The following is an 18,152-nucleotide window of genomic DNA, read 5'->3' on the forward strand; positions in this document are numbered from 1 at the left end:
TCATTTCCTTACATCTTGTATACTTTTATACATAAAGTCCATTGCTTCTGTAACTTTTGTACCAGGATTAGATCCAAATAAATCAGGTGGCAAAATAACTACGCGGTTTTGTTTTACTGCCTCTAAATTTTTCCACGCTTCATTTTTCATCATTTCGCCTTCGAATGCTTTTTTCACACTTTTTGGATCTCCGTGTGTAATTAAATAAATCACATCTGGATTCGCCTCAATAATACGTTCTACACTTAGCTGTGCATATTGCGGATATTCTTTCGTTTCTGGAAAATCAGAAGCAATATTTTTTCCGCCTGTTTTTTCTAAAATATCACCTGATAAAGATGTTGGTAATGCCGCTAAATAAGTTCCTGGTGCGCCATACACTAGCAATGCTTTCGCATCGCTCTTTTTCTCATATTTCTTCATTTGATCATTCATTTTTTGATTAATTTCTTTTGCTTTATCTTCTTTCTTCATTACCGTTCCATATAATTCAATATTTTTTTGAATATCTTGTACAGAATTCGCAGAAGAAATGATAACTTGCGTTCCTTGTCCTTCAACCGTTGGCACATTCTTTTGGAATCCATTGTTAGCAACAAGTACATCGGGCTTTAAACTAGCAATTTGCTCAAAATTCGGTTGATGTGCATTCCCAATTACTTGTGCTTTCTTTAGCTCATCTGGAAGAGTTAATTTCGTATCCGGGCGACCTACTATTTTTCCACCTAAAGCATGAATAATATCCATGTCCCCCATACTTAATGTTGCAAAACTTTCTGGCACTTTATCGAATGTTACCTTTCTTCCTGATAGGTCGGTAATTTCGATTTTCTCTTTTCCTTTTTCTGTTTTGGTTGCAGACGCTTTTTCGTCCCCTTTGGCACTGCAACCTATTAACAAGAAAAAAATAGATAAAATCGCTGTAAATAGCGTAATAGATTTTTTCATTCCTTCACCTCTAATTGATAATGATAATCATTAACTACTATTCTACTTTAATTGATAAGGATTATCATTGTCAACACGAAACGCATATATTTTCCTACAAAAAAACAAAAAGCGCGACAAAAAGATTTTTTCTTTTCGCTGCGCTCTAGTTAACAATATTATTCACATTCATTTTCCTCTAGCTGGTCACGCATCACTTTCACACGCTGAAAGAAAAAGAACGATAAGCTTAAAAATATAACGATGCTCCCCATCATAACAAAAAATTGGATTGTCTCTTTTGCTCCACTCGGAATCAATAAGCCAACCATTAACAATGTACTTACAGCGAGAAGCATTTGTCCAAACCGAGTATAATCTTCTATTTTTCCTTTTAATTCTTTCATTATATTCTCACTCCTCCATTTCACTGTATCATATTCTATGAAACTGAAAGACCAGTAAATACAGCCATTCTGGGAGATGTTTTCCAATAAAAAAAGAGCCGCTTTTACTGCGACTCTTTTTTTATCATTATTCACCTTTATATGCTTCCATATAAATTTCTTTCAGCTCTGAAATAAGCGGTAACTTTGGATTAGCAGTTGTACATTGATCTTCAAAAGCTCTTTCTGCTAATACTCCAACAACCTCTTCAAATTGCTCTTTATCGACTCCTTGTCCCGCAATACTCATATTAATATTTAAGCTTTTTCCAAGCTCAATAATTGCTTGGACGAGTGATTCCACCCCTTCTGCTGCCGAACTTGCTGGAAGCCCGAGCATTCTCGCTATATGTGCATATCTTTCATCTGCCACAAAGTGCTCATATTTTGGGAACAATGCGTGTTTTCTTGGCTTAATAGCATTATAGCGGACTACGTGCGGCATTAGAATGGCATTTGCGCGTCCGTGCGGAATATGGAATTCTGGTCCAATCTTATGTGCTAAGCTGTGATTAATACCGAGGAAAGCATTTGCAAATGCCATCCCTGCAATTGCAGAAGCGTTATGCATTTTTTCTCTTGCTTCTTCATCATTTCCATCTTTATATGCTCTGGGTAAATATTTGAATACGAGATCAATAGCTTTTAATGCTAATCCATCTGTATAGTCATTTGCCATAACAGACACATACGCCTCAATTGCATGTGTTAAAACATCCATACCAGTATCTGCTGTTACATGTGGTGGTACTGTCATTACAAATTGTGGATCAACAATTGCTACATCTGGTGTTAATTCATAATCTGCGAGCGGATACTTTATATTATTTTTCTTATCTGTAATAACCGCAAATGGTGTCACTTCTGATCCCGTTCCTGATGTCGTTGGAATCGCAACAAACTGCGCCTTATTTCCTAATTCCGGATATTTACATGTACGTTTTCTTATATCTAAAAATTTCTGTTTAATACCATAGAATGTCGTTTCTGGATGCTCATAGAATAACCACATTCCTTTTGCTGCATCCATAGCTGAACCACCACCAAGTGCGATAATTACATCTGGCTTAAAACTTTTCATCATTTCCGCACCTTTGAAAACAGTTTCATCTGATGGATCTGGTTCGACCTCAAAGAAAACTTCAACTTTCACATCATTTGCATGCTTGTTTAAATAGTGCGCGACTGTATCGACATAGCCATGTTCAACCATTCCGGGGTCCGTTACAATAAATGCACGTGAAATGTTAGGCATATTTGCTAAATAAGCTGTAGCATGTTTTTCAAAATAAATTTTTGGTGGCAGTTTGAACCACTGCATATTCTTTTTTCTATTTGCCAGCCTTTTTATATTTAATAAATGAGTCGCTGTTACATTTTGGGAAACTGAATTCTTTCCGTATGAACCACAACCAAGTGTAAGTGATGGAATAAATCCATTATATATATCCCCTATTCCACCTTGTGATGAAGGTGCATTTACAATGAGACGGCAAGCTTTCATACGTAACCCAAATTGCTTTTGCACATCTTTATTTGTAGAATGGATAACTGCTGAATGTCCTAAACCACCGAGGTTCAACATTTCTTCGCAATATGTAAATCCTTCTTCTAATGAATTTGCCTTCACACAAGCTAATACTGGACTCAGTTTCTCACGGGATAACGGATATGCTGCTCCGATACCTTGAATTTCAGCTACAAGCATTTTTGTATGTCCAGGAACAGTGATCCCAACTAAATCGGCAATATACTGTGCTGATTTCCCTACAATATCACTATTTACTGCACATGTATTTTCATTTATAACGAGCTTTTCTAATTTTTTTCTTTCTTCTTCTGTTACAAAGTAACAACTGTTTTCAATCATTTCTGTTTTAACATCATCATAAATTTCTTTATCGACAATGATTGCTTGTTCCGATGCACAAATCATACCGTTATCAAATGTTTTTGATAAAATCAAATCATTAACAGCTCGTTTTACATGTGCTGATTTTTCTATATAACACGGTACATTACCAGGACCAACGCCTAACGCTGGTTTTCCAGTAGAGTAAGCTGATTTCACCATACCAGCGCCTCCAGTTGCTAGAACGAGTGCTACACCATCATGGTTCATCAATTGTTTCGTCGCTTCAACAGACGGTCTTTCAATCCATTGAATACAGTGTTTTGGTGCACCAGCTTTCATCGCTGCATCATATACGGTTTTCGCTGCTGCCACAGAACATTTTTGTGCGGAAGGATGAAATGCGAAAATAATTGGATTTCTTGTTTTTATCGCAATTAACGCTTTAAACATTGTTGTCGACGTTGGATTCGTTACTGGTGTTACTCCAGCTACTACACCGACAGGTTCCGCGATTTCTATTATTTCTTCATGAGGATCTTCGTGAATAATCCCTACCGTTTTATCTTGCTTTATACTATGCCAAATATATTCAGTGGCAAAAATATTTTTAATGCATTTGTCTTCATATACACCACGGCCAGTTTCTTCAACTGCCAATTTCGCTAGCGGCATATGTTGATCAACACCTACTAATGCCATTTCATGAACAATGTTGTCAATTTCCTCTTGTGTAAAACTTTCTAATGCTTGTAAAGCTTGTTGACCATTATTTACTAGCGTATCAATCATCTTTTTTACTTCCTGCATTTCATTTACAACTTTCTCTTTGACTACCATGTGAATTTCCTCCTATTCTACTATTACGGTCCTTATATGTCCCTGTAGGTCAAAATAAGTCCCAATTAACACAAAAAAATAGAGATGCTTTCCTACATGAATTTCATTGTTTGTGAAAAGTTTCACAAGTTTGTTCGTGAGTAACGTTTCCTGAATTCAATATACATGAAATCATTTCGTTTGTGTATGTCTATTTTGTGAAATGTTTCACAAAAAGACGTAATAAAAAAACGCACTGCTAATATAGAGCAGTGCATTTTTTATTATGCTAGCGCTTGTGCTAAATCTTCAATTAAATCTTCACCATCTTCAATACCGACAGAAATACGAATTAATGTATCTGTAATTCCTAATTCTTTGCGGCGATCAGCCGGGATTGATGCATGTGTCATTTGAGATGGAATAGAAATTAAACTTTCTACCGCTCCTAAGCTTTCAGCAAGTGTAAAGTATTGTAGTTTCTCAAGTACTTTATTTAATGTTTCTTCACTATCTACATCAAATGAGATAATAGCACCAAACCCGTTTGCTTGTTCTGTTGCTAATTCGTGATTTTGATGTGATTCAAGACCTGGGTAATATACTTTATTTACTTTTGGATGATTATTTAAGAACTCAGCAATAGCACGTGAATTCGTTTCATGTTCTTCCATACGAATTCCTAATGTTTTTAAACCGCGAAGTAGTAAGAAGCTATCTTGTGGCCCAAGAATACCTCCTGTTGAGTTTTGTACAAAGTGAAGATCTTCTGCTAGTTGTGGGCTATTTACAACTACTAAACCTGCAACTACATCACTATGACCTCCTAAATATTTCGTTGCACTATGAAGCACAATATCTGCTCCTAAAGAAATCGGCGACTGCCAATATGGCGTCATGAATGTGTTATCAATAATTGTTAATAGGTCTTTCTCTTTAGCAAGAGTAGATATTTTCTTAATATCAGTAATTTTTAGTAGTGGGTTCGTTGGTGTTTCCACATAAATTGCTTTCGTATTTGGACGAATCGCTTCTTCAACTTCCTCTAAGTTTGTTGTATCTACAAATGTATGCTCAATACCGAAACGGTTTAATACTTTCGTAATAACGCGGTATGTTCCGCCATAAACATCATCTGTTAAAATAACGTGGTCACCTTTTGAGAACAACATAATTGTCGCTGTAATAGCAGCCATTCCTGAACCAAATGCAAATCCAGCATGCCCATTTTCTAATACAGCAATCATTTCTTCTAAAGCTGCACGTGTTGGGTTACCTGTACGTGAATATTCATATCCTTGATGCTTACCAACTGCTTCTTGTTTGTACGTACTTGTTTGATAAATCGGTACGTTTACAGATCCAGTTGAAGGTTCTCCTATGCGAATACCATGAATTAACTTTGTCTTTGCTCTCATTTTTTATTCCCATCCTTTGTATATGTCTTTACTTAAATAGCGCTCACTGCTATCAGGAAAAATCGTTACAATATTTGTACCTGGTGCTGCCTTCTCGGCCTCAAGTAAGCTCGCATGAAATGCTGCTCCTGAAGAGCTCCCAACGAGAAGTCCTTCTTTTTTCGCTAATTCTTTCACTCGTAAAAATGCATTTCGATCAGAAATCGTATGAATTTCATCAAAATAAGATGTCTTCAAAAATGGCGGGATAAATTCCAGTCCAATTCCTTCGGTCTCATGTGAACCAGCCTTACCACCATTTAAAATAGATCCTTCTGGCTCTACGATAACTGTTTTAATATCTATATTTTTTTCTTTCAAATAAGATGCAGTCCCCATAAACGTACCGCCAGTTCCTGCTCCAGCAACAAATATGTTAATCTCTCCATTCAATGCGTCCCACAGTTCAGGTCCTAGTGTTTTAAAATATGCACGAGGATTTGCCTCATTTGCGAACTGACTTGGAGAGTATGAATTCGGTAGTTCATTTACTAACTCTTTTGCTTTAGCAATTGCACCGGTCATTCCTTGCTCAGTCGGTGTATGCACGACCGTTGCACCTAGTGCTTTCATTAATTCTTGTTTTTCAATACTAAATTTCTCTGGTACACAAACAATAACACGTAAATCATGTTCTAATGCTGCAAGTGCCAGTCCAATACCAGTATTCCCAGCAGTCGGTTCAATAATTGTTCCACCCTGGGTCACAAGCCCTTTTTCTAGCGCATCTTCGATTAATTCTCTTCCTAAACGATCCTTAACGCTTCCGCCTGGGTTATAAAATTCAAGCTTTGCAAATAAACGGACTCCTTTCGGAAGTGAAAAACGAGTAATTTCTACAATTGGTGTATGACCAATTAACTCATGAACTCCACGATATACATTCATCGTGTTCTCCCCCTTGTTTGCCAATAAAGAAAAGGCAACTGTATGTATTTTCTTTATATGAGACAGTTGCCTTTTTGTTACATTACTTTAACTCTTCTAACACTTTTACGATAAAGTTTGTAGAATGAAGAGCTGCTTGATCTAAAAACTGATCAAATGAAACATTTGATTCTTTACCAGCAATATCAGAAAGTGCGCGAATGATAACAAACGGAATTTCATATTGGTGGCATACTTGTGCAACAGCTGCTGCTTCCATTTCTACCGCATAAAGATTTTCAAATTTATCACGGATGGCTGCAACGCGGTTCGGATCACTCATAAATGAATCACCTGTTGCAATCATGCCTTTTACAACTTGAATATTTTCTTCAGCCTGCATACATTTCTCAGCTAATGCAACTAACGCCTCATCAGCTTTAAATCCAGGCGGCATTCCTGGTACTTGACCATATTCATAGTTAAATGCTGTTACATCTACGTCATGGTGACGAACTTCAGTGGAAATAACTACATCACCAACGTTTAGAGAATGATGGAATCCACCAGCTGAACCAGTATTAATTACTTTTTCAGGCTTATATTTTTCTAATAAAATTGTCGTTGACATCGCTGCGTTTACTTTACCAATACCAGACTTTAACAAGATTACTTCATGCCCTGCTAATAGCCCTTTCGTAAATTCACAACCTGCAACCGTTTCTGTCTCTGCTTGTTCTAATTTGTCACGTAAAATACGTACTTCTTCTTCCATTGCTCCAATTACAGCAATTCTCAATCTAATCCCTCTTTCTATTGCTTAGTTGCCTCCATTACCCAAACGAAATGATTTAATCTCGTGAACGTTACATGGAAGCCATTGTTTTCAAAAATAGTCTGCATAACTGGAATACGTGTATAGTATTCCGTTTGCAAATCGTTTGCTAACTGGTGGAAACCTCTTTGTTTTGCTGTTTCAACAGTTTTATCATATGCATCTTGATCTGCAAATATCGTATCAGCAAACACTATTTTACCACCTTTGTTTAGCAATTGACTATACTTCGCAATCGCTACATTTTTTTCATCATCTGTTAAATGATGAAATGCATAGGTGCTTACAATGGTATCAATTGAATTTGGAACTTCAAACGAAAGAAAATCACCGTCTGTAATTGAAAATTCTTTTGGCAATTTCTCTTTTGCAATCATGCGCATTTCACGCGACGGTTCTATACCGTAAACTGTGCGGCCAGCAAGTAATAATTTATTTGTTAAATTACCTGTACCGACACCAAATTCTAATACATTACCAAATGACTTGTGAACTACATCCTCTAGAATGTCCTCATAATGGGCGAAAACTTCTTTATATTGTATATCTTCGCCTTGTACAAATGAGTCGTACGTATGAGCCCACTCATCAAATAAACCATTAAATTCTGTACCCATAAAAATTCCCCTTTTTCTTATCGGTTTTATCAGTATGATATTCCCTCTTTCTAAAAATGTCAATTGAAATGTACATGGTATTTCCTTCTTTTCTTTGTTACACTATAGTTGATTACATAGGAGAGGGGCCGTCTTCATGTCATTTACCTTTGAAATGTTAGAAGATAAAGTAGAGTTTTTTGAAGCGGGAGACTTAGCTTCTTTAGAACGAAAAATTAGTGAACAAATTGATAATAATAAAGCACTTATGCTTGAAGTTCATCACATCTCACATCAAATGGTTATGGATCCTGAAAGCAAAAGACCGTATTATAGCGCGGTTGTTCATTTTAAATTAAAGAAATTGCGTTAACAAAAAAGAGAAGCTCCTAAGGAGCCTCTCTTTTTTAGTTTAGAGTTTGAACAAGTACTGGTTTCCAGCCCTCATTGTCTACCCAATCAATATTTACATAATATCTTTTCCCACTTTGCTTATCTTGAACATCACCATAAGCTTTGCTCTTTCCAGTTTTGTCTCTTCCAACAAAATGGAATACTAATTGCTCTTTCGGTACTTCAACACCTGCAGCAATTGCACTTTGCATCTCATTCCAATCTGATGAACCCTGTTTAAACGTCATCGCTGGTGATGAACCTTGTTCTGTTCCTACAGCTTTCCAAGAAGGTTTTGTATACGCCTCTTTTGCCTTAGATACAGTTTTCTCAGCTGATACTTTCTCGTTAGCTTTCGCTTCTTCTTCAGCTTTTTTCTGTTCTTCTTCAGCCTTTAGCTTCTCTTCTTCAGCTTTTTTCTTAGCTTCTGCTTGCTCTTGTTCTTTTTTCTTAGCAGATTCTTTATCTTCTGATTTTCCAGCTTTCTCATTCTTTGTTGTTTGTTGAGAGACTTTCTTATCAGTAGAAGATGCTTGCTCTTTCGTACTAGGAACGAACAATTGATATGCTACAATAGCTACTAATAGTAATACAATAGCGATTGCAATATTTAAAACACCGTTTTGACGACGTTTTTGTTGTTTCTGTTGGAATCTTGATCCTCCTGCCATTCTCCAAACCTCCATGCAGTTTTTCCTAATTGCTATTGTAACATTAAATCTAGAAAGGTTGAACATTTACAATGATATTTTCATGAAATGAAGACATTTCACTATAAATTGCAAGATTACTTTTCATTCTCCAATTGATAGATTGCTCCTACCATATCTTTAAAAATAGGTGTAACTTTATTCACTTTGCTATCAGTCTCTAGATCAACAACAACTAAAGCATATCTTGGATTCTCATACGGAAAATAACCTGCAAACCAGCGATTCACCCTCGTCCCTTTCCCTGTTTGCGCTGTCCCGGATTTTCCAGCGACACTTAGCGGCAACGAACGGAATGCCGTTCCTGTTCCTTTCTCCCTTGTTACAACGCCTCTTAATAACTTTTGTAATGTTTTCACTGTTTCATACGAAAGCTGTTTTCCATTTAACGTATGGCTCTCAAATGTAAAAAAATCCGCTCCATTTTTATATACTATTTTTTCAACTGCTTTCACTTCCATCTTTTCTCCATTCCTCGCAATCGTCGCCATCATATTTGCAATTGCTAGAGGTGATATACGTACATCTTTCTGTCCAATTGCTGTTTGTTCTACCGCTTTTTTACTATTTTTATTTTCTTCATTCCCCCAAATAGTAGTACCCTTTTCTTCTGGCATTTGCTCAAAATGAGGTGTATGAAATACAGAACCTTTCCATCCAACCTTTTCATTTGCTCCTAAAGCTGCTACGTATGTTTCTAGCACCGTCTTATCCTTTTGTAATAGCTCGTTACCTAACTCGGAAAATGTCCTGTTACAGCTCCTAGCAAAGCTCTCTTTAAAGTTAAGTGTACCCATCCTAACTTGCGGGTCGTTTTCACCATATAAATCTTTATTACAGTTAAATGTCCGATTAAACAAATTTACTTTTTGATCAATGACTGCAGCTGCAACTACTGTTTTAAAAACAGAGCCTGGAAAATGTGGCGTTAACATTTGATTTTCAAGTGTAGTTTTATATAAATTCTCATCCCTTACTTGTAAAGACGGCTTACTAGCCATCGCTAATATTTCATTTGTCTTTACATCAAGTAATACTAGTCCCCCCTTCTTTATTTCGTTCGCTTCAATCACTTCTTCTGCTTTTTGCTGCAACTCTTTATGTAAAGTAGTTTGAATCCTAACTGGATAAAATGGATTTCCTGGTGAAGTGTATTTCGCTTGCTTTCCGAAAATTGGTTCTCCTTGCCGGTCTACTTGATATAATACTTTTGCCTCTCCATCAGTCAATAGAAATTCATCAAATGATTGCTGTAATCCTGAAATACCTATCGGCGTTTGTTTTGAGATTCTTTTCAATTCTCCATATCGCTTTTGAAACTCCCTTTCGTTCTCCCCTACATCACCAATTAAATGATTTATCTCTCCAGTTTGTTTTAATCGCACTTCAGCTGCTACAATACCTAATACATGTAATTCATTTACCTTCTCCATCTGCTCTCGTGTCACTCGAAATGGAGCAGTTTCTCCTTGTAGTGTAAATGCATTTTTATTATTTTTCATTTGTCTTCTAATCTCTTGTCTCGACACACCAATGATATGCGCGATTTTCTCTAACATGTCATTTTTTATTTGTAAAAATGGAAAAATAATTAAAACAGGATATTTTTCCTCACCTATTTTTTTACCATTACGATCTATAAACTGCCCACGTCCATCGTCTACTGTAATGGATTGTGTGCGTTGCGTAACACTTTTTTCAATTAAATTTATTTTGCGATCAGTAAATGATTCTGTATCTATAATTTGAATTTGGATTAAACGACAAAGCAATACAAACATAACGCTCATAAAACAAATTAAAACAATTGTAATTCTCCGTTTTATTTTCATAAAAAACACCTCGTCTATTGTAGTTTAGACGAGGTACTATTTTATTTATACAATCTCCAAAACAAAAACAGATATTATATAAGGCTATTATTGTTTCTTTGGCTTCTCTAAAAATTTCATAAGAAGCGATCTAAATTCAGTTTCATTCACTCCAGTGTTTTTAGCAACTTCAATTACAGTGGTTGTTACATTAGCCGCTATTTTTAAATAATCCTTACTAAGATTATCCATTTCATTTCTTTTTTCTTTTGCATTCTCAACTGTTACAGAATCAATACAAGTAATCATCTTATCTACAATATGTAAATAATTATTTTGTGCATCTATTATTTTTTGAATATCATCTTTATTACTTACTTTCGATTGTTTTAAATATGTATATGCTTGATTCACTTCATCTTTTAAAATTTTATCATTATTCTTCGCCTGTTCTTGTAACATATTCTTCATATCATCTATTGTTTTTTGATCCATCGAATCTCGCAATAAATAATCTGGATTCCCAATTGCGTAATCATACTTAATCGTTACATCTTGAAATATTTTCATGACAATTGCTAATTGATACGCTACATCAAAATCATTAAATTCCTTTTTATCTTGTGGATTTTCTAAGGCTTTTGAACTCTCAGTTGCTTTAATATCCTTTTTTTCTTCTTGCTTCACTTTTTCTCCCTTTGATGATGTAGTTTCTTCATTCGTTCCGCATGCAGCAAGTCCTAATATGGAGATACTACAAACCAATCCTGTAAAGATTTTATGTTTCATAATTAGCCCCTTTTCCCTTTTAAAACCTATGGTCTCTAATTATGATATCAAAGCTTAAAGTGTTTTTTTGACATTTTTTGTCGAATCACTCTAAGGTTTACACAATTTTTTTCATTCTACAGAAAAAAAAGATTCTCCCGATAGGAGAATCTTTTTTTTATTTTACAGAGACAATCTCTACTTGCATTTCTCCGCCTGGTGTTTGGATTGTTACTTTCTCACCAATTTGCTTACCTAATAAGCTTTTTGCGATTGGAGAATCGTTAGAAATTCTTCCTTCGAATGGATCAGCTTCCGCGCTACCTACGATTGTATACGCTTCTTCATCTCCGTTTGGTAATTCTTTAAATGTTACTGTTTTACCTAATGTAACAACAGTAGATACTTCGCCAGTATCTTTAATGATAACTGCGTTACGAATCATATTTTCTAATTGTGTAATACGTCCTTCTACGAACGCTTGCTCATCTTTCGCTGCATCGTACTCAGAGTTCTCAGAAAGATCCCCGAAGCTACGTGCGATTTTAATACGTTCTACTACTTCTTTACGTCTTACTGTTTTTAATTGCTCAAGTTCGTTCTCTAGTTTTTGCTTACCCTCTTGCGTCATAGGGTATGTTTTTTCTGTTGACATATTTTCCACTCCTTTTATATACCAATCCCCCGAAAAAAAAGAGGAGTTCCATATGAAAACTCCTCCGCTTCCATTGTTAGCGGAGGTTTCTAGTACCCTTGCACTAGCGGAGTTGTCACATACAACCCCGTATTTCCAATTCTTCTTTATATAAAGAAGATATGTATGGAAAGTTGATATAAATATGCCCTCACCTATATATAGATGAGGTTGCATGTTTCATTGTATTCGATAAGAAGGGAAAAAATCCCTTCCTACCGTATATCTTTTACTATGCTATTACAAATTTACTTTTTGTTCAAGAATTGTTGCAATTTTTGTCACCATAATATCAATTGCAACGTGGTTTTGTCCACCTTCAGGGATAATAATATCCGCAAATTTCTTAGAAGGCTCAATAAATTGATTGTGCATTGGACGTACAACATTTACGTACTGATCAATAACTGAATCCATCGTACGACCGCGCTCTTTAATATCACGTTGCATGCGGCGCAGAATACGAAGGTCAGCATCCGTATCAACGAATAATTTAATGTCCATTAACTCGCAAAGACGTGGGTCTTCTAAAATAAGAATTCCTTCTAAAATAATTACATCTTTCGGCTCAACCGGAATAATTTCTTCTGAACGCGTATGCAATGTATAGTCATATACAGGCTTATCAATTTGCTCATATGCAAGCAACTGCTGCAAATGTTCAATTAACAGATCATTATCAAACGCAAGCGGATGATCATAATTTGTTTTTAAACGCTCTTCCATTGGTAAATGGCTTTGATCTTTGTAATAATAATCTTGCTCTAAGATTAAAATAGAATGACCTTTAAAATGGTCAAAAATCGCTTTCGTTACACTCGTTTTACCTGATCCCGAACCACCAGCAATTCCAATTACAACAGGCTTATTCGTCCCCATTCGACTATCACTCTTTCTTATTGAAGTATGCTTTTGCGCATCATATTATTCACATACACTCGTTGATCCACTTTGAATTTCACGATTTGCAACGGATGTCTCGCTGCATCTAATTCGTTTCCATCCTCATCCCAAATTTTCTCCACCGTTTGCGTAAAGTTTTCTATTTCTGGTCCAAAGAACTCCACTTCATGTCCTGGTTTGAAATGATTACGTTGCTCAATCGTTACGATGCCCGTTTCTTCATTATAATCTAACACTAAACCAGCAAAATCATACGTTGTTTTCTTACTATGATTTCCAAACATTTGCTCTTGATGTCCTGGAACCCCTTCAAAGAATGCAGGAGCTGTATCACGATTTGCACATTTATCAAGCTCATCTAACCATTCTTGTTTAAACTCAAAGTTATCTGGATCCGCACAATACGCATCAATTACTTTACGATATACAGTTGCTACAGTCGCTACGTAATGGATTGATTTCATACGTCCTTCTACCTTTAAGCTATCGATTCCGATTTCAATCATTTTTGGAATTGATAAAATTAAATTTAAATCTTTTGGACTCATCGCAAAGTGAGCATCTCCTTCTTGGAATAGAGGAAGCTCTTTTGCATCTTTATGTTGTGATACTGTTTGAACTAAATCATAATCCCAGCGGCAAGATTGGCAACAACCACCACGATTAGAATCACGCGCTGTCATATGGTTACTTAATGTACATCTTCCTGAATATGCGATACACATTGCACCATGGACGAACGCTTCAATTTCAATATCCACTTTTTCTTTAATTTCTTTCATTTCTTCATAGCTTGCTTCACGAGCTAATACAAGACGATGTAAACCTTCTTCTTTCCAATACTGTGCTGCTTTCCAGTTGGATAGTGATTGCTGTGTGCTTAAATGCACCTCAACAGAAGGCGCTACGCGTTTACAAGTCTCAATGATAAGCGGATCAGCAACGATAATTCCCGTTACGCCAGCTTTTTCAATCCCTTTTAAATATTCCTCTAGCCCGTCCATATTTTCATTATGTGCAAAGATATTTGTTGTTACGTATATTTTTGCTCCATACTTCTTTGCAAACTCAACGCCTTCTGCCATTTCTTCTAGCGTAAAGTTACCTGCATTCGAACGAAGACCAAATTCTTGTCCACCTAAATATACAGCATCTGCCCCGTAATGGATAGCTACTTTTAATTTTTCTAAGTTACCCGCAGGGATTAACAGTTCAGGTTTCTTCACAATAACACGTTTGCCATCGATCACTCGTGAAATTTCTTGTACAGTCATTTCCTACACCCTCCTCGTTTAGTAAACCGTTTCTTTAAAGAAGAATCCTGTATCTAACGGACGATTTACTGGTTGCATTTCTTCTATTTCTTTATATAGATCATCTTTCACGTCATAATATGCATCACGATCTTCTACGCATAAATCAATCGCTTGACGATATTTCTTCGTTACTTCAATAATGTATTCAGAGCTTTTTAGTACACCGTCGATTTTTAAGCTATCAACTTCAGCATCGATTAGTTCCTCTAATTCATCGATGAAACAAATGTCGTTCGGACTCATAATGTGAGTACCATTTTCATCTTCATAAATTGGATATTTATTGTTACGCTCTGGGTCATATAAGAACATATTCTCTTCATATTTTTTCTTTTCAATGTCAAGATTACGTCCTTGATACTCAAAGTAGTTTCCTACTAATGAACGCTTCGATTGGAACATACAAGTCATACCGTGAATTTGTACTTCCAGTTCCACTTCAGCATTTTCTTTTAAATCAACAATTTCATCTAAGCTAAGCTCACGAGCTAATACAGCACGCTTTGATCCTCTTTGTCCCCAGTAATTACAAGTGAACCAGTTTGTTGCTGTCGTTTCTGTATTCCAGTGCAACTGCATATTTGGTGCTACTTCACGAACAGCCATTAATACCGCTGGATCTCCGAAAACAATTGCATCTACATTTACTTCGTTTAAAAATGAAACGTAATCTGTTAATTCTTCTACTTTATCGTTGTGGAACATAGCGTTCATGGCTACGTATACTTTCACACCATTTTCATGTGCAATCTTCACAGCTTGTTTTACATCTTCACGTGAAAACTCCCCTGCTAAACGTAAACCAAACTTTTGCTCACCGATCATTACCGCATCTGCTCCTGCTTTCGCAAGTTGTTCGATATCCGCCACCGCTCTTGGCGTTACTAACAATTCAGGTTTCTTCATACCTTGGTCACCCTCTCTTTTTACTAACAGCTACTCCATCACCAATTGGGAAAATCGTTGTATCATATCCTTCATGGTTCATAAGCCACTCATTGTACGTCTTAATACGACGGATTAAACCACGTGTACGTCTGTTTTCAATTTTCTCTTTTGTCGTTACAAGACCGTGGTACATAACATTATCTGAAATAATTACGCCACCAGGATTTAATAACGGTTCATATAAGTCAAAAAAGCGACGATACTGTCCTTTTGCTGCATCAATAAAAATAACGTCAAATGTCCCGTGTTCTTTTACTTGTTCACCTGTCTCTAACGCATCACCGTAAATAACTGAAATACGATCTGTTACTGGGGAACGTTCTATATATTCAAGTGCTTTTTCATATCGCTCACGATTGCGCTCAACTGTCACAATACGTGAATTTGGAATAGCTTGCATCATACGAATACTAGAATAACCGATTGCTGTTCCAAGTTCTAAAATGCTTTTCGGTCCAATTAAACGTAAAAATTGCAGCATAAATTCCATTCCAAGTCGATCCATAATCGGCACATGATTTTCTGTTGCATATTCTTCCATTTCAAGAATTAATTTATCTTTCGGATCAATAAATGATAATAGGTACTCGTTAACTGCATCCTCCATAAATGGTCCTCCTTATTTACATGGAGAAGTGCCTCTATGACGTCTTTTCACACATAGAATGCAATAAAAATACAAGCCAGCTTTATCCTTAGCTTGTACGTCCCGTTTTGATATTAAAAACGATTCTTCTGCCAGTTTTTAACCCGATATATTTTACCACAAAAAAGAGGGATGTGCGACTTTTTTCGCTATCCCTCCCCATTTCACTATTTTTTCGTAATGTATTTTTGCTTTAATGCATTATGCTCTTCTAATGTTTTCGCATAGTACACTTCACCACTTGGTGCAGCTAAGAAATAATAATAATCTGTTTGCGCAGGTTCTAACGCAGCTTCTACTGAATGTTTACCAGAGTTTGCGATCGGCCCTACCGGTAATCCTTTTACAACATACGTATTGTACGGTGAGTTGACCTTTAAATCTTCGTATAATACACGTTGTTTATGCTTTCCAAGTGCATATAATACCGTTGGATCCGTTTGAAGCGGCATACCTTTTGCTAAACGATTATAAAAGACACTAGAGATCTTTTGACGATCTGTAAAACCAGTTGCCTCTTCTTCAATAAGTGAAGATAATGTTAAAAGCTGATGAACATCCCAATTCTTCGCTTTCATTTTCGCCTCATTTTGAACAATGATTGCATTTGTTTTCTCAAGCATTGGAATTACAATTTCTTCTAACGTCGTATCTTTCTTATAAAACGAATACGTTGCAGGATATAAATAACCTTCTAATGGGTATTTAATATTGCTATCAAAGATTTTATCCGTTAATAACTTCGGATACTTTTGCTGCATTTTTTGAATAAATGCTTTATCGTTTAATTGACGCGTAACATCATCTTTATTCCACTTTAGTTCTGTCGCAATCGTTTCTGCAATTTCAGTTACTTGCGCCCCTTCTTTAATCGTCACTTTATAAAGAGCCGGACGATGCACATTGCCAGATGACATTTGTTCGATCACATCTTCAGCATTCATTGAAGGATTTAATAAATATGTACCTGCTTGTAAACTTTTCGATTTAGCCTTTGTATAAAAACTAAAAACTGTACCGTTTTTTACAGCGCCTTTTTCTTCTAAAATTTCTCCAATTTTACTTGTAGATGATCCTTTCGGAATTTCTACTTCAATCTCTTTTTTATTCCCGCTATCAACTGGTCCTAATGCGGATGAAATATACGCATAGACTGAACCACAAACTAAAAGCAGTGCAATAATCGAAAATAAAAAGATGCGTCTACGCTTCTTTTTCACTTGATTCTCTATCAAAACATTTCCTCCTTACTTAATTGTAGACCGTATGTACACCTTTCTATACAGCACGATGTAAAAACGCTAAAAATTCACTTATCTTTTTTAATTGACACTTTATTTTTCTACAATCCGTCTCATTATACTACAAAGACTTACACAGTTTCGACAAAAAATCTTTCATTTTACATATAAATACAAAAAAAGATGGACTGTATGTCGTCCATCTTTTCAGTACTTATTATTCAGCTTCTTGCTCATCAGCTAGAGTGTTGAACATTTCTTGTACCATTTCCCACTCTTCTTCAGATTCGATTGGAAGTAAAGTTCCGCCCTCTTCTTCATTTTGCTCATAAGCCATTGCATCATAAATTTGGTCTCCATCTTCGTCTACTTCACCGATTGGAGAGAAGACTACGTATGATTTTTTCCCAAATTTTTCAGCGTCAAAAGTGAAAATAATTTCACATAAATGTTCGTTACCTTTTTCGTCTACAATTGTAATTTGATTTTCTTCCATTTTGGTCACCTCTTATTTACTATCTAAAAATCCTTGTAAGATTACGACTGCAGCCATCTTATCAATTACTTGCTTTCGCTTCTTACGGCTTACATCGGCTGAAATGAGCAGACGTTCCGCTGCCATTGTTGACAAACGCTCGTCCCACATTACAACGTCTAATTGTAACAGCTCTCGTAGGTTTTCTGCAAATTGTTGGCACGCTTCACCACGCGGGCCAATTGTACCATTCATATTTTTAGGTAAACCTACTACTATCTTGTCCACATTGTACTGCTTTACTAACTCAGAAATACGATCAAAACCAAAGTGACCTCGTTCTTCGTTAATCTTAATTGTTTCTAATCCTTGTGCTGTCCAGCCCATTTCGTCGCTAATTGCAACTCCGACTGTTTTTGTACCTACATCTAAACCTAATATCCGCATA

At 36.1% G+C, this 18,152-nt stretch carries 19 protein-coding genes; 1 reads left to right on the top strand and 18 read right to left on the bottom strand.

Annotated elements, in window-relative coordinates; genetic code table 11:
- The 7 genes from HFD78_RS07605 to HFD78_RS07635 form a co-directional block, all read right to left on the bottom strand.
- The gene (locus tag HFD78_RS07605; protein WP_000748453.1) at positions 1-948 is read right to left on the bottom strand and encodes an ABC transporter substrate-binding protein; all 948 of its coding nucleotides are present in this window, start codon (positions 946-948) and stop codon (positions 1-3) included.
- A gap of 158 nt (positions 949-1,106) precedes the next feature.
- On the bottom strand, positions 1,107-1,334 hold the full coding sequence (locus tag HFD78_RS07610) for a YrhC family protein (protein WP_000661265.1): 228 nt from the start codon (positions 1,332-1,334) through the stop codon (positions 1,107-1,109).
- A 127-nt stretch (positions 1,335-1,461) separates the two neighbouring features.
- Positions 1,462-4,065, bottom strand: coding sequence for a bifunctional acetaldehyde-CoA/alcohol dehydrogenase (adhE, locus tag HFD78_RS07615; RefSeq protein ID WP_000260513.1), 2,604 nt, complete (start codon positions 4,063-4,065; stop codon positions 1,462-1,464).
- Positions 4,066-4,328: 263 nt separating this feature from the next.
- On the bottom strand, positions 4,329-5,462 hold the full coding sequence (locus tag HFD78_RS07620; protein WP_001201908.1) for a bifunctional cystathionine gamma-lyase/homocysteine desulfhydrase: 1,134 nt from the start codon (positions 5,460-5,462) through the stop codon (positions 4,329-4,331).
- Positions 5,463-5,465: 3 nt separating this feature from the next.
- Complete coding sequence (locus HFD78_RS07625) at positions 5,466-6,389, bottom strand: O-acetylserine dependent cystathionine beta-synthase (protein WP_001103880.1); 924 nt, start codon at positions 6,387-6,389, stop codon at positions 5,466-5,468.
- An 82-nt stretch (positions 6,390-6,471) separates the two neighbouring features.
- Positions 6,472-7,167 (bottom strand): 5'-methylthioadenosine/S-adenosylhomocysteine nucleosidase, encoded by a 696-nt coding sequence (mtnN, locus tag HFD78_RS07630; protein WP_001217024.1) that lies wholly within the window; start codon positions 7,165-7,167, stop codon positions 6,472-6,474.
- 14 nt (positions 7,168-7,181) lie between these two features.
- Positions 7,182-7,820 (bottom strand): class I SAM-dependent methyltransferase, encoded by a 639-nt coding sequence (locus HFD78_RS07635; RefSeq protein WP_000536310.1) that lies wholly within the window; start codon positions 7,818-7,820, stop codon positions 7,182-7,184.
- 136 nt (positions 7,821-7,956) lie between these two features.
- Here HFD78_RS07635 and HFD78_RS07640 point away from each other — a divergent pair, with 136 nt between their 5' ends.
- Complete coding sequence (locus HFD78_RS07640) at positions 7,957-8,172, top strand: YrzA family protein (RefSeq protein WP_000010984.1); 216 nt, start codon at positions 7,957-7,959, stop codon at positions 8,170-8,172.
- A gap of 34 nt (positions 8,173-8,206) precedes the next feature.
- Here the strand turns inward: HFD78_RS07640 and HFD78_RS07645 are convergent, their stop codons facing one another.
- From HFD78_RS07645 to ruvX, 11 genes are all read right to left on the bottom strand, one after another.
- Complete coding sequence (locus tag HFD78_RS07645; protein WP_000897102.1) at positions 8,207-8,863, bottom strand: YrrS family protein; 657 nt, start codon at positions 8,861-8,863, stop codon at positions 8,207-8,209.
- A gap of 116 nt (positions 8,864-8,979) precedes the next feature.
- A complete protein-coding gene (locus HFD78_RS07650; RefSeq protein ID WP_000695156.1) occupies positions 8,980-10,734 on the bottom strand; it encodes a peptidoglycan D,D-transpeptidase FtsI family protein in 1,755 nt (584 codons plus the stop codon).
- 87 nt (positions 10,735-10,821) lie between these two features.
- Complete coding sequence (locus HFD78_RS07655) at positions 10,822-11,502, bottom strand: hypothetical protein (protein WP_000680878.1); 681 nt, start codon at positions 11,500-11,502, stop codon at positions 10,822-10,824.
- Positions 11,503-11,659: 157 nt separating this feature from the next.
- Positions 11,660-12,136 carry a transcription elongation factor GreA gene (gene greA / locus HFD78_RS07660; protein ID WP_000102591.1) on the bottom strand — a complete coding sequence of 159 codons (477 nt, stop codon included), beginning with the start codon at positions 12,134-12,136 and terminating at the stop codon, positions 11,660-11,662.
- A 279-nt stretch (positions 12,137-12,415) separates the two neighbouring features.
- Entirely contained in the window at positions 12,416-13,054 is a 639-nt protein-coding gene (gene udk / locus HFD78_RS07665; protein WP_000537078.1) for a uridine kinase, read from the bottom strand.
- Between the two features lie 17 nt (positions 13,055-13,071).
- Positions 13,072-14,352 carry a peptidase U32 family protein gene (locus HFD78_RS07670; RefSeq protein ID WP_000217974.1) on the bottom strand — a complete coding sequence of 427 codons (1,281 nt, stop codon included), beginning with the start codon at positions 14,350-14,352 and terminating at the stop codon, positions 13,072-13,074.
- A gap of 18 nt (positions 14,353-14,370) precedes the next feature.
- Positions 14,371-15,300, bottom strand: coding sequence for a peptidase U32 family protein (locus tag HFD78_RS07675; protein WP_000742807.1), 930 nt, complete (start codon positions 15,298-15,300; stop codon positions 14,371-14,373).
- 7 nt (positions 15,301-15,307) lie between these two features.
- Positions 15,308-15,949: an O-methyltransferase gene (locus HFD78_RS07680; RefSeq protein WP_000389102.1), complete on the bottom strand. Its 642-nt coding sequence runs from the start codon at positions 15,947-15,949 to the stop codon at positions 15,308-15,310.
- Between the two features lie 206 nt (positions 15,950-16,155).
- Complete coding sequence (gene mltG / locus HFD78_RS07685; protein ID WP_000572137.1) at positions 16,156-17,223, bottom strand: endolytic transglycosylase MltG; 1,068 nt, start codon at positions 17,221-17,223, stop codon at positions 16,156-16,158.
- 223 nt (positions 17,224-17,446) lie between these two features.
- Positions 17,447-17,725, bottom strand: coding sequence for a DUF1292 domain-containing protein (locus tag HFD78_RS07690; protein ID WP_000392247.1), 279 nt, complete (start codon positions 17,723-17,725; stop codon positions 17,447-17,449).
- Positions 17,726-17,737: 12 nt separating this feature from the next.
- The gene (ruvX, locus tag HFD78_RS07695; RefSeq protein ID WP_001221193.1) at positions 17,738-18,151 is read right to left on the bottom strand and encodes a Holliday junction resolvase RuvX; all 414 of its coding nucleotides are present in this window, start codon (positions 18,149-18,151) and stop codon (positions 17,738-17,740) included.
- Position 18,152 lies beyond the last annotated feature (1 nt).

The organism is Bacillus sp. EKM501B, from assembly GCF_011800505.1.
Classification (GTDB): domain Bacteria; phylum Bacillota; class Bacilli; order Bacillales; family Bacillaceae_G; genus Bacillus_A; species Bacillus_A cereus.